This window comes from Phaeodactylibacter xiamenensis, from assembly GCF_000759025.1.
Taxonomy (GTDB): Bacteria; Bacteroidota; Bacteroidia; order Chitinophagales; family Saprospiraceae; genus Phaeodactylibacter; species Phaeodactylibacter xiamenensis.
This window is the reverse complement of record NZ_JPOS01000039.1, coordinates 193,157-205,719: the sequence shown is the minus strand read 5'-3', so window position 1 is coordinate 205,719 and position 12,563 is coordinate 193,157. Positions and strand designations below refer to the sequence as shown.

The window sequence follows — 12,563 nt, the reverse complement described above, 5'->3', positions numbered from 1 at the left end:
CAAACCTACACCTCCACCCCCTGATACACCTCTCCCAGCTTCAGCTCCAAATCCAGTGTGATGAAGGAAAAGGCATTATCCTGCCCAGCCACCGGCTCCCGGATGATCCACTCGCCCGCATCGTTCCGGTAGAAACCCTCTATCTGGCATTGGTCCTGTGCGACCAGTACATACTCCCGCAGGCTGTTGATAGCTCGGTAAGCTTCGAATTTAGGACCGCGGTCACGGGCTGCTGTGGAATCGGATAGCACTTCGATTAACAGGAGGGGATTGAGCAGGGTGTCAGGGGCATTTTCCAGATAATGCTCTTCTCCTTCCGTGAGCACGAGATCCGGGTAATAATATTTATCAGAAAGTGGCGATTGCACCCGCATATCCGCTTGATAGATACTCATTGTACCTGTTGCACCCCTGAGATACATCCAAATAAGCCCATGCAGGTTAGAGGTGATTTTATTGTGTTCTTTACTACTTCCGCCCATAGCAATCAGTTTTCCATTTTCGTATTCATGGCGTTCTTCCTGTTCTGCTTCCCACTCCAGGTAGGCGGATGGGGATAGTACGGTGGTTGCCTCTGCCATTGGTTATTTTTTATTGTAGCTTAAATTAAAGTACGGATTTTCGGGAAAAGGAGCAAGTGGAACAGAGCCTGCTAATCTTGCCAAAAAGCCTAAACATCCAACACGGCCGAAACCTCCACCGCTTTCATAAAATCCGTAGCTATTTCATCACCCGGCAGGAAGATATGGATATCGGTATAGCCCTTTGGGCCAGGGCTGCAGTAACGCTCTATCTGCTTATCCTGCAGGTTGACGATCCAAACCTCTGGAATGCCATGGCTGGCGTAAAGGGGCAGCTTGATGTCCCGGTCTTTTTCCAGGCTGCTGTCAGCAACTTCGATAAGAACAACTGTCTCCTCAGCTGTTGGATGAGAACGCTTGTAAAGGTCTGACCGGTATTGTAGAATACTAATATCTGGTTCAGGCTCAGAATAATCGTCCAGATGAATTGGGTTTTGTGCAGTAAACACATACGCTTCGTGCTGAAGATGCAAGGATAAGTGACGGATCAATTCATTCACCGTACCTGCATGATTACTTTTTATCGGGCTCATATCCACAATTTTGCCATAGAGCAGTTCGACACGCTGCTCCCCGAAAACGCCGGCCTCCCCCATACGATGGTAGGCTTCTGCGGAGAAGCGGTGGGTATCGGTTATTTCTGTGGTCCGGGAAGTCATAGTTTGGTCTTTGTTGCAAAATACAGAAATCAGGACTGGAATGCAAGGCACCCTACAACGCCCGCAAATTATCAATCATCTGCCGGGCATTCTTCGCATTGCGGTAGCCCTTCATTACAGCTTGCCGCAGTAGCGCATCCGCTTCATCGAAGAACCCCAGGGAAGCTTTAGCGATCGCCATATTGGCGTAGGCGATGGCCTGGCCAGGGTCAAGCGCTATAGCCTTTTCGAGATAGTGAACGGCTTGCTCAAACTGCATCGTGTGGGTCAGATGGAGCGCCCCAAGACTGGTGTAGGTTTCTGCATAGCCCGGGTCGAGGCTTATGGCTTTCTCGTAGCAGGAAGCAGCTTTATCATACTGCCCGGTCAGCCGGTAACAGATGCCAAGATTGGTCCAGTAAGAGGCCGTATCCGGCCGGATTTCCAGTGCCTGCTGATGGGCATCAATGGCTTCATGATAGTAGCCGAGCTGATTGTAAGTATTGCCGAGTACAGCATAGGCTTGCGCCAAATCCCCTTTTTGAATCCCCGGGTGGGCTATCGCCTGCTGAAGCGTAACTACCGCCTGTTGGTATTCCCCATCCTGATGCTGTTGGCTGCCTTTTTCCAGCAACTGTACCGGCCCATCCGGAGACTGAGCAGGTTCTGGTACCGGGGCATCCCCTGCTTTCCTGAGCTGAGTAATGGTTTGAATGAGAATCTGCCGAAGTTGATTCTTCTCAATCCCGTAGCGCTCTGCTGTGATGATACCCAGCTTCCACTCCCGCTCCACGGCATTCAGACGGGCGGCGTATTGCAGCAGCTCTTCTTCGGTGACCTGCCCCCTGAGTTCCGGCAGGTGCGCCCGAAGCCGGTCAATCACTTCCTTTAGCTCATCGTTGAGCAGCATGTTTTTGAGTTCTTCCGGCAGGTCTTGTTGGCTCATGGTACTTGGTTTTCGTTGATAGCCCAACAATTTAGGTATAAATGTACACAATGCCCGAAGTGCCTCCAAAAAGGCGTTCAAAACTCCCCGGTCAGTGATATAACGCACTGACTTCCATGCTCAAAAATTGCAATTTGTAGACATCAACAGCGGCTAAGCTATGACGTGCTCGACCGCTGATAACCGTTAATTCATCACAAAAAAGTCAACATGACCAATACCTTAAGCCGCATCGGCCTCGATCAGGAACAATCGCAAGTACTATCCAACAAACTCAACACCCTGCTGGCTAACTACCAGCTTTTTTACATGAACGCCCGTGGCTTTCACTGGAACATCAAAGGCAATAAGTTTTTTGAGCTCCACCTGAAATTTGAAGAGCTATACAATGACTCCCTGATTAAGATTGATGAAATCGCAGAGCGTATCCTTACCCTGGGATTCACCCCTTTGCATACCTATGAAGACTACACCCAAATTTCGGCTATCCGTCAGGCCAAAAACATCTCGGACGGTGTGGAAGCCGTGAAAGAAATCCTCAAAGGCTACGAAGTCCTCCTGCCACTGGAGCGGGAGCTGCTGGAGCTGGCCGGTGAATCCGGAGACGAAGGCACCAATGCCCTCATGAGCGACTACATCCGCGAACAGGAAAAACTGGTTTGGATGTATTCGGCTTATCTGGGATAACAGAATCGACAGACTCTGATATGGATGGCACCGTAATCTTCCTTGGCGAAGATTACGGTGCTGCTGTTTTATACACCGGTATTTACCCTGGAAAGCAATGCTGGCAACTCCCCTTTTCGGGTTACCTTAGCGAAATCTGCCCGGGGCTACCTGCAGTTGCTACTCCGGTAAAGTATAAAACCCTATGAAAAAACAGCAACTTGGGCTCCTGCTAGGCCCTTTACTTTTTGTCACCACCCTGATTTTTGCCCATCCGGAAGGGTTGAGCCGCGAAGCCAATGCGGTTCTTGCCTCTACCCTGTGGATTGCCACCTGGTGGATACTGGAGGTAATCCCTATTGCCGCTACCGCTCTGCTGCCCATCGTACTTTTTCCACTCACCGGCGCACTGGACCTAAAAGCCACTACCGCTTCCTTTGGGCACCGGTACATCTTCCTGTACGCCGGCGGGTTTATCCTGGCGATTGCTATCGAGCGGTGGAACCTGCACCGGCGCATAGCCCTTCATATTATCCGCTATATCGGCACGAATGTCAGAAGTATCATCCTGGGCTTTATGGTTGCTACTGCTTTCCTATCCATGTGGATTTCCAATACCGCTACAGCCGTCATGATGCTGCCTATCGGGCTCGCTGTTGTCACACAGCTTAAAGATAACCCCAATACCCGGGCGGATGAAAACCGAATCTTTGGCAAGATACTTATGCTGGCCATTGCCTACAGCGCTTCCATTGGAGGCGTAGCTACCCTGATTGGCACACCGCCCAACCTGGTCCTGGCAGGGATTGTACAGGAGATTTATGGCATAGAGATCACCTTTTCCCAATGGATACTTATCGGGCTGCCTATTTCCATCATCATGCTGATCATTTGTTGGTACTACCTCACTCATTTTGCCGCCTCTTTTGAACAAAAGTCTTTCCCGGGCGGCAAACAGGAAATACAACGGCAGATGAATCAGCTCGGCCCTGTCTCGTATGAGGAAAAACTGGTCCTGGGGGTTTTCATGCTTACCGCAGTAGCCTGGATTACCCGCTCTTTCCTTCTGAATCAATTCTTACCTGCTCTGGACGATACAATAATTGCGATCATGGCGGCTACCACCCTCTTTATTTTACCGGCTGGTAAGGCTCACAAGCGCCCTTTGGTGGAATGGGCCGAAGCCGTCAGGCTGCCCTGGGGCGTATTGCTGCTATTCGGGGGTGGGCTCGCTCTGGCGGAAGGGTTCAAAACCACAGGGCTTGCAGGATGGATCGGGGGGCAATTGTCTTTGCTTGAAGGGCTACCGCTTTTTCTACTGCTGCTTATCCTGGTGGCTGCCGTCAACTTCCTGACCGAAATCACCTCCAATCTGGCCACCACTGCCATGCTCCTTCCCATACTGGCTCCTCTGGCCATGGCCATCGGCGTGCACCCCTACGTACTGATGGTGGGCGCGACCCTGGCGGCTTCCTGCGCGTTTATGCTGCCGGTTGCCACCCCACCCAATGCGATCGTTTTTGGCTCGGGATACCTCAAAATACCGGATATGGTCAAAACAGGCATATGGCTGAATTTAATCTCTATCCTTCTGCTCAGCCTGATGGTTTACCTGCTTTTGCCCTACGCGTGGGGCTTCGATCCGTTTGTATTTCCAGACGAGCTCAAATAATTGCTCCCAAAGGTTTTTTGAAACCAAACTTCATAACGAATCCTGGTAATGCTTTGCCCAATGACAAATCAGCTGACCCCGCCCCAATACACCCTGCCCGTTATCATCTTCGCCCAGTTCACCGGCACTTCCCTGTGGTTTGCAGGCAACGCAGTCCTCCCGGATCTGCAGATGGCATACGGGCTGCCCGGTGGCGCGCTCGGCGGGCTGACCTCTGCGGTGCAACTTGGCTTTATCGCTGGCACACTGCTTTACGCCATCCTAATGCTGGCAGACCGTTTTTCTCCCTCACGGGTCTTCCTGTTCTCCGCGATGCTGGGCGCTTTGTTCAACCTGGGCATTGGGGTGGTGACAGAAGGTTATGCCAGTATTCTGGCGCTACGTTTTCTTACGGGCTTATTCCTGGCTGGGATTTATCCGGTAGGCATGAAAATAGCCGCTGACTGGTACGCAGCCGACCTGGGCAAAGCATTGGGATATCTGGTTGGCGCGTTGGTGTTGGGTACCGCTTTTCCGCATTTGCTGCGCTTTACCGCTGCGGAAGTGCCCTGGCAGCGCGTCATGCAGGGCACTTCTTTCCTGGCGGTAATGGGTGGGCTGTTAATTTGGTGGCTGATCCCTGACGGCCCCTACCTGCGATCTGGTACCGCTTTTAAGCCGGCTGCCATCTTTGCCATCTTTCGCATCCCGGATTTCCGGGCGGCAGCCCTGGGCTACTTCGGGCACATGTGGGAACTGTATGCATTTTGGGCGTTTGTCCCGGTTATCTTGCTTGCCAGGTTTCCGGAGCTTCTCCCTGCTTCAACGGCTCTTGTTGCCTTTGGGGTCATTGGTATGGGCGCACTTGGCTGTATCCTGGGTGGGTATTGGTCACTGCGCACTGGCAGCGCCAAGGTAGCTTACGCCATGCTGCTGATCTCCGGGCTCCTCTGCCTGGCCTCTCCCCTGCTCTTTCAGCTGCCGGGATGGGCTTTCACGGCCCTGCTTTTCCTTTGGGGCTTCGCGGTAGTTGGCGATTCCCCACAGTTCTCAACGCTTGTAGCCCGAAATGCACCGCCCGAATCCCGCGGTTCCGCCCTGACCATTGTCAACAGCATTGGTTTTGCAGTGACCATTTTCAGCATTCAGGGCCTGACTTTTCTGAGCCAATACTGGGGCATATCTAGCAGCCTTTGGATACTTTTCTTAGGCCCGGCACTGGGGCTTACAGCTACGCGCAGGTTATTCCGGTTGGCTTAAACCCATTCCGATGGCGCCTCATTAAGACTTACCAGATCCTGTATGCTCCGCAGAAAGTACCATACTGCGCCGATCAGAGGAGGTACGGCAAGGACTATCCAAAGATACATTTCGCCTGACCACTCCGACAACCAAAGCTGGTCCCCGAATTTTGCGGCAGCAATGAGGAGCACACAATACATGGCAGCGGCAAGAAAATATTGAATATGAATCCAGCTCTGCATAATCAGGCCTTTCAGCAGGCTACTGCTTAATTGCCAGATACCCAGAAAAAAGGCGGCAAAGAGGGTAAATGGATAAATCAAACAACTAACCATTAGCAGAAACTGCATTAACGCATCGACGGTCATTAGGGTCCTTTTCATGTTTGGTGGTTTTGGTTACATCAAAGATAACCACCTTATTCATAACTTTCAATACTTTTTGAAAGATATGAATTTTTTTTTCGCTTCCCTGCCACATCGTATTTGACAGGCAAAACCGAGCACAAAGGATGAAAAAACCCCTGACCAGCTACTACTGCCAGTCAGGGGTTCAATGGTAAGCTTTACATAAAGCCTTCGAAACCGACTAAACCAATCTTAGCTTACCCAACTACCATCCGCTTCCAAGCCCCAGGTTACGCCCGTCTCCGGATCAAGTACCTTCAGGAATACCCATTCATTGTAGAACAGCTTCTGCAGTACCTCGTGCTTCTCCACCAGTTGCTGTACGGCAGCTTTGGGGGCAACTACAAAGGCGGTAAGGCGCAGCGGCTTATGGTACAACTCCTCATCGTTTTTCATCACCGACTGCCAGGGCAGGCCGTGCATCAAATCAGAGCCATTGCCCTGCATGATACCGATTTTACCGACGACGTTGTGCGTGACTTTGCTGCCGCTACCGAAGGCCGTGTTATCCACTGTGGAGAAGAAGTACTGACTGTTGATCCATTGCGCCACGACGAGGGGAGCAGTGAGGATGACCTCCAGGCTCTTGCTATCCGAATCCTGCGACCAGTCATAGGAGTGCAGAAAGCAACGCCCCTTGAGGTCGAGGTTGGCGGTCATGTGACGGGGTGCCACGACGAAGCCCGCATTACCAGCAAGGCCCCACTCCGGGCGTACTTCCGACCAGTCGGCACTGCGGCGCAGCATACCTTTGCTATTGGTTAAGCCAAACTGGGTTGAGCGGACTTCCAGGTTGCGCTGCTGAGCTTTAGCCAGGCCCGCTTGTAAAGTGGCAACCTGCGCCTGCTTTTCTGTATCCAGTTCCGGCAGATTGATGAGTTGAACGGCATCAGTCGTCGTATTGTGCTGAGCCCCTACAAAGAGGGTGTCTTCTGGTATTGCAATCCCCTCTTCTGCCAGCGCTTCCCGTACTGCTTCCTGATTGAGAATGCTCGCCATAGCGGCTGCATTGGGCCCACCGTGGCTGCCCCCGCAGGCACCACAATCGAGTGCGGCGGCATAGGGATTGTTCTCCGTTTGGCTACCGTGCCCGCAAAGGACAACGAGAGGCGCAAAGTTCCGGGTCAGCCCCATCATGCGCAGGGCGTTGCCGGCGTAGGTCACCTGCTGCTCCATTGGTATACCCCAATTGCCAACCTGCGCTACATCGGGCAGCAGGTCCACTTCCGGGCGGAACCAGCGGCGGCCCATACGGCGCAACCGGGATAAGGGGCCGGGGATCAGGCTACGCCCAATCGTGATCAGCCCGGCAGGCAAGCCCAGGGCTTCCACCGCCGCAAAGGGTGTGGCAATATTGTATTTCAGTGATTTATAAGCCTGCTTGAGTTCCTTAAGGAGCTTAAGCCCGCTTTGGTGCTTTTCCAGATCGTGAGCACAACAAGTACCTGCCACTTCTTTCAGCTCATGCGCAGGCTGCAACAGTACAGGGAGCGATTTCACCCGCTTGCCCAGTACTGTCTGGTAAGCAATCGGCAAGCCAAAGAAGCCTGCAAAACCAAATGTTTCATAGGCACCGCAGCTTTCCAATTGCCGGCGGAAGGGCTCGGACCGCACATCAATACAGAAAGCCAGCTGCGCCTCCGGGCGATCCTCGACCGCCGGGGCTTTAAGTTGCGACTGCAGGTCGGCCGTCATTCGGCTGCGGAAGGACTGTTCCCAGGACTCCAATAGGGACAGGCGCATCAGGTAGTAGGCTTCCCGCAGCGCTTTGAGCAGAGGCGCCCATTCTGCTGCTGTTGTACCCAGAGCGGGATTTATTTGTGCTGCTGCCCAGTGGTGGAGCATCGCCCATTCTTTGGCAGGTGCGGGGGCATCCATTGACCCATCCGGCACTTGTACAGCTGCAACCAACAGGCGGACCGCCAGGTACTCTTCCAAATCAACAGGATGCCGCTGCTGAGGCGTATAATCTGTTTGTTCACTCCGCCAGCGGATGTAAGAAGCCCAGCCCGGCAGCGCCATCAGGTGGTCGCGCAGGAAGTCGCGTTGCTCCGCTGCTTCAATGCCCAAATGGCGCAGCAACATCAGCAGTGCAGGCCCGGTGGCTTCCGGCAACCGCTTGATGAAGTTCGTTTGCTCGCCCTGATGCAGCAACAGCATCTTCACTGACCGGTAAAAGCCCCGCTCACGGAAAGGCATCGGCCAGGCTGCCTGCCCTTCGTCGAGGAAAGCGCCCAGCCAGGTGATCATTTCCTTGTTGACCGGCTCCAGCGTGGGCTGCCAGGGGCGCTGCTGCCCCATTTCGGTGAGGGTTTCCGACAATAGCGCATCAACAGGTTGCTGCATAGTGCGCTCATCCAGTTCCTGTACCATAGCGGTAAGCATCGCTTCCAGGTTGACAGCGCTTTTGCCAAAAGGCAAGGTAGCCGGCAGGGTTTCTAATGCTCTGCTAACCGCGTGAACCATTTCATTTTCCTGTACTTCCCCATCTTTTACCGCATTGCGGATTTGCCAAAACGCGGGTAAAGTATTGGCATCAAACAGCTCCTGCCCGCGGCGTACCGCTTTCCCAAAAGGCAGGCGCTCCAACCCCTGAAGTGGATTGCAGGCTACCGCATGCGCGAGGGGCCAGGTCGGGGCAATAAGGGCGCTGAGTTGATCCAGGTGCTGTTGCAATGTGTGCAAGCCCTGATCGATATATTGCTGAGTGAAAGTCTCGGTAAGTGTCATGTCTTTAGTATTTATCGGGGTTTAGGATTACAGCCGGTAGGTGCTTCGGCGCACATTCAATGTATTACGCAGCGGCTGACTGGAACGCAGCGCCCAGACATAAATCCGGGTAATCCAGCCATCACCGACCGGATCAGGCAGGTAGTCCCGGAAGATCATGAGCAGCCAGCCAAGCACGAAGAAAAGGCCAATGCCAAGGTGCAGCCCATTGAGGGCAGGGGCAGTAAAGTGCGCCAGCTGCGATTCGACCGCCCAGACAGACAGCCCGTATACCATTGAACCCAAGAGCCCGAGGACCGCCGCCAGTACCAATCGGCCAGCAGTGGGCGAAGGCTCCGCAATCGTCATAACGGCATGGGCACAGGTGATGCCGCAGAACAGCAGCAGGAGTACATAAGTGCTGCCCAGTCCTCCGGTAGCCCCTGTATACATCCAAAAGATAAAGGCCCCCAAGCCACCCATTACCAGTCCGAAGATGAAAACGGGCAGGGCTTTGGGGCCATACAAACTGAGGCTTTTATTGCGGGCGGCTTTTACCGTTGAGCCCGCACTGAGAAATAAAGAGGCTTTAAAAAATCCGTGCCAGATCATGTGCGCAATGGCGGCCGGGAAGAGCCCCATGCCACACTGCATGATCATAAAACCCATCTGCCCCATCGTGGAACAGGTGAGGGTGCGTTTCACATCGCTTTGCACCAGCATCCAGAGGGTGCCGGCGATTGCGGTCAGCCCGCCCAGTACCACCAGAAGTGTGGCGCTCCAGGCCAGGGTGCTCCATACCGGGTACAATTTATACAGGACGACCGCTCCTCCATTCACCAAACCGGCGTGCATAAAAGCAGATACTGGCGTAGGGGCATTAGCAGAAGCGATGAGCCAGCGATGGAAAGGCCAGATAGCGGACTGAGCAAGGGCAGACAATAAAACAAGCCCGCCGATGACCGGAATCCAGGGCGTAGCTTCTACAGAAAGGGAAAGGCGCTCCAGCGACCAGTGCCCCTGTGTATAGCAGACCAAACCGGCTGCCGCCAGCAAGATCAATGCGCCGCCTCCCAGATGCAGTAGGGCATCACGGGCTGAGGCTGCAGCCGCTTTCCATTCCAGCTGAAAACCGATGAGGCGGGCAAGTAACCCATTGCTCACCAGCAGCCCGGCTGCCATAACCAACAGGTGGTCGGCTGCACTGAAAAAGACCAGCGACAGGGTGAGCGCCATCAGGTAACGGAAAACTTCCCGCTGACTACGATGGCCACCGAAATGCCGCAACCCGTAAGCCTGAATCGCAAGGCTTATGAAGCAGACAACTGCTGATAATAAGGTATGTGTGGGAGAAAAGACCAGCCCCAACCCATCTGTTAGCAAGGCTGGTGCGAACAGTGCAAACAGACTAAGCAAAAACCCTGCCCCGGTAAGGAAGGTGCTCAGGCGCTCCGCTTTAGGCAGAGGGTTAAGGAGCCCAAGTAATGATAAAGTAAGCAGTCCGATTAAAATCATTTTGATATGGATTGATTTCGGGCTGCAAGTTATAAGGAGCCAAGCTATGAATAAAATTAAAAATCTTGATCTTAGCTATTAGAAAAACTAATAACTTTGCTTTGGATAATTCCTTACTTCCGTAAAGTAAAGTTCTGCCATGGATCACAAAATTTTATACCTGGACCTACCCCTGATTCGAACTTTTATTACCGTTATCGATCAGCAGGGGTATAGCCTGGCGGCCAATGAACTGGGGCGCACACAGTCTGCAATCAGTCAGCAAATCAAAAAATTAGAACATTTGGCGGGGCAGCAACTGGTCAGAAAACAGGGCAGGCAGCTCCAAATGACGGAAGCTGGCGAGGTGGTCTACCGGCATGGGATGGAGATGCTGCGCGTGGAACAACAGCTTAGAGAGGAGCTTTACAGTGAGGAAATTGAAGGGCGGGTGCGCCTGGGTATTCCGGAGGATCTGGCCATCCACTATCTGCTTCCTATATTGGCACGGTTTCGGGAACAGTACCCGCGCATTCAGCTCTCTGTGGAGTGCGACCTGACCGAAAATCTATACAAGAACTTCAAAGCGAACGAGTACGAGCTGGTTATCCTCAAGCATGAGCAGCTCAATGTGGCTTACCCCGACCGCATCGTGAAGACCTGGTACGACCCGCTCGTATGGGTGGGCAGAAGCGAGGAAGAGTGCAATGCCTGGCAGTTTGCTAAGCACGTCCCCGTGATTGTCTCCCCCGAGCCTTGTGTCTACCGGCGACAGGTACTGCACCAACTGAACGCGGAGCAGTTTTCAATTGACCTGGCTTATGTGAGCGAGAGCTACAGCAGCAAATTACTGGCTATACGGGCAGGGCTGGGACTGGCGGCATTGCCACAAAGCCTGGTACCGGAAGATTGTGTGATGGTAAAAACAGGCCTGCCGAAACTATCTGCTACCCAGATTTCACTCTTCCGCTCCGGCATTCAGGCGAAAGTGGCACAGTACCTGCGCGACCGCATCATCGACAGTTTCGATCACCGGTTGGGGCTGAATCAGTCCACATAAAGCACCAATCCTTTGAGGTACTCCCCTTCCGGATGGAAAATCCCCACCGGGTGGTCGGCCGGCTGCGAAAGCTGATGCATAATCCGGGCACTAAGGCCGGCTTCGTGGGCAGCCGCTACGATGGTATTGCTGAACAAGGCTCTGTCTACCACCTGGGAACAGGAAAAGGTGAAGAGTAATCCGCCCGGCTTTACTTTTTGAAGGGCCAGTGCATTCAGGCGTTTGTACCCCTGCACGGCATTGTGTCGCTTTTTGATATTTTTGGCGAAAGCCGGCGGGTCTACAATCACAATATCGTAGTCTGCGGGCGCTTCTTTAAGGAAAGCCATGACATCCTGAGTGTGGCTTTGGTGACGCCCCGCTTCGAAGTTCCCCAGTTTCACATTGCGGTCGGTCAGCGCCATAGCAGTTTGAGAAACATCTACGGATTCCACCTGCCGGGCACCAGCCTGCAACGCGTAGATGGAAAAGCCTCCGGTATAGCAAAAGGTGTTGAGTACTTTCTTACCTGGTGCATACTGTGCCAGCAGTTGCCGGTTTTCCCGCTGATCCAGGAAGAAACCGGTTTTTTGCCCCGTTTCCCAGTCGACCTGAAAAGTATGGCCGTACTCTAAGACCTCATTAGGAGCTCCTTCACCCCAAACGTAAGCATTCTTTATATTCTCGCTGTAGTTACGGGGCAGGGTCTCGGCACTCTTATCGTAAATAGCGCTGAGCTGAGTTCCCATCGCGTGGCGCAGGGCATTAACAATCTGCTCTATCGCCCGGTGCATGCCAATAGAGTGGCATTGCACCACTGCGGTACCTGCATAATAGTCGATAATCAGCCCGGGCAGCCCATCGCCCTCCGCATGAATGAGCCGGTAGGCATTGAGGTCATCCCGCTGCGTAAGCCCCAGCGTGGACCGGTAATCATACGCCTTTTGCAGGCGTTGATTCCAGAAAGCCTGATCGGGCGCAGTGTCCCCAAAAACGATCATGCGTACCATGATGCTGCCGTGCTGGAAGTGCCCGGCACCAAAAACTTCCCCGTCTTCCCCAACCACCTGCACAAGGTCGCCATCCTGAACGCCTTCCGGTGTGCTTTTGATGGCTCCGCTAAAAACCCAGGGGTGGCGGCGGCGCAGAGCTGCCGCTTTCTTTTTCCGAATTACTACTTGCTTCATGCC

11 protein-coding genes are annotated in these 12,563 nt (G+C 53.4%); 4 read left to right on the top strand and 7 right to left on the bottom strand.

What is annotated here, in order from left to right; genetic code table 11:
- Window positions 1-5 precede the first annotated feature (5 nt).
- The 3 genes from IX84_RS17295 to IX84_RS17285 all read right to left on the bottom strand — a co-directional run bounded on the left by IX84_RS17295 (window position 6) and on the right by IX84_RS17285 (window position 2,165).
- Window positions 6-581 (bottom strand): Uma2 family endonuclease, encoded by a 576-nt coding sequence (locus tag IX84_RS17295; protein ID WP_044223556.1) that lies wholly within the window; start codon window positions 579-581, stop codon window positions 6-8.
- Window positions 582-670: 89 nt separating this feature from the next.
- Window positions 671-1,240 carry a Uma2 family endonuclease gene (locus tag IX84_RS17290; protein WP_044223554.1) on the bottom strand — a complete coding sequence of 190 codons (570 nt, stop codon included), beginning with the start codon at window positions 1,238-1,240 and terminating at the stop codon, window positions 671-673.
- A 52-nt stretch (window positions 1,241-1,292) separates the two neighbouring features.
- Window positions 1,293-2,165, bottom strand: coding sequence for a tetratricopeptide repeat protein (locus IX84_RS17285; protein WP_044223552.1), 873 nt, complete (start codon window positions 2,163-2,165; stop codon window positions 1,293-1,295).
- 210 nt (window positions 2,166-2,375) lie between these two features.
- Between IX84_RS17285 and IX84_RS17280 the strand changes: the two genes are divergently transcribed.
- The 3 genes from IX84_RS17280 to IX84_RS17270 all read left to right on the top strand — a co-directional run bounded on the left by IX84_RS17280 (window position 2,376) and on the right by IX84_RS17270 (window position 5,742).
- A complete protein-coding gene (locus IX84_RS17280; RefSeq protein ID WP_044223550.1) occupies window positions 2,376-2,852 on the top strand; it encodes a Dps family protein in 477 nt (158 codons plus the stop codon).
- 184 nt (window positions 2,853-3,036) lie between these two features.
- Window positions 3,037-4,503 (top strand): SLC13 family permease, encoded by a 1,467-nt coding sequence (locus IX84_RS17275; protein WP_044223548.1) that lies wholly within the window; start codon window positions 3,037-3,039, stop codon window positions 4,501-4,503.
- A gap of 60 nt (window positions 4,504-4,563) precedes the next feature.
- A complete protein-coding gene (locus tag IX84_RS17270) occupies window positions 4,564-5,742 on the top strand; it encodes an MFS transporter (RefSeq protein ID WP_044223546.1) in 1,179 nt (392 codons plus the stop codon).
- Here the strand turns inward: IX84_RS17270 and IX84_RS17265 are convergent.
- The 3 genes from IX84_RS17265 to IX84_RS17255 form a co-directional block, all read right to left on the bottom strand.
- Window positions 5,739-6,107: a hypothetical protein gene (locus IX84_RS17265; RefSeq protein ID WP_044223545.1), complete on the bottom strand. Its 369-nt coding sequence runs from the start codon at window positions 6,105-6,107 to the stop codon at window positions 5,739-5,741. The two genes, IX84_RS17270 and IX84_RS17265, sit on opposite strands and share 4 nt — an antisense overlap.
- 216 nt (window positions 6,108-6,323) lie before the next feature.
- Window positions 6,324-8,861, bottom strand: a complete 2,538-nt coding sequence (locus tag IX84_RS17260) for a DUF2309 domain-containing protein (RefSeq protein ID WP_052516122.1) — start codon at window positions 8,859-8,861, stop codon at window positions 6,324-6,326.
- A gap of 27 nt (window positions 8,862-8,888) precedes the next feature.
- The gene (locus IX84_RS17255) at window positions 8,889-10,355 is read right to left on the bottom strand and encodes a proton-conducting transporter transmembrane domain-containing protein (RefSeq protein WP_044223543.1); all 1,467 of its coding nucleotides are present in this window, start codon (window positions 10,353-10,355) and stop codon (window positions 8,889-8,891) included.
- Between the two features lie 139 nt (window positions 10,356-10,494).
- Here IX84_RS17255 and IX84_RS17250 point away from each other — a divergent pair, with 139 nt between their 5' ends.
- Window positions 10,495-11,394 (top strand): LysR family transcriptional regulator, encoded by a 900-nt coding sequence (locus tag IX84_RS17250; RefSeq protein WP_044223541.1) that lies wholly within the window; start codon window positions 10,495-10,497, stop codon window positions 11,392-11,394.
- Here IX84_RS17250 and IX84_RS17245 read toward each other — a convergent pair.
- On the bottom strand, window positions 11,382-12,560 hold the full coding sequence (locus IX84_RS17245) for a class I SAM-dependent rRNA methyltransferase (RefSeq protein ID WP_044223538.1): 1,179 nt from the start codon (window positions 12,558-12,560) through the stop codon (window positions 11,382-11,384). The two genes, IX84_RS17250 and IX84_RS17245, sit on opposite strands and share 13 nt — an antisense overlap.
- Window positions 12,561-12,563: the final 3 nt, after the last annotated feature.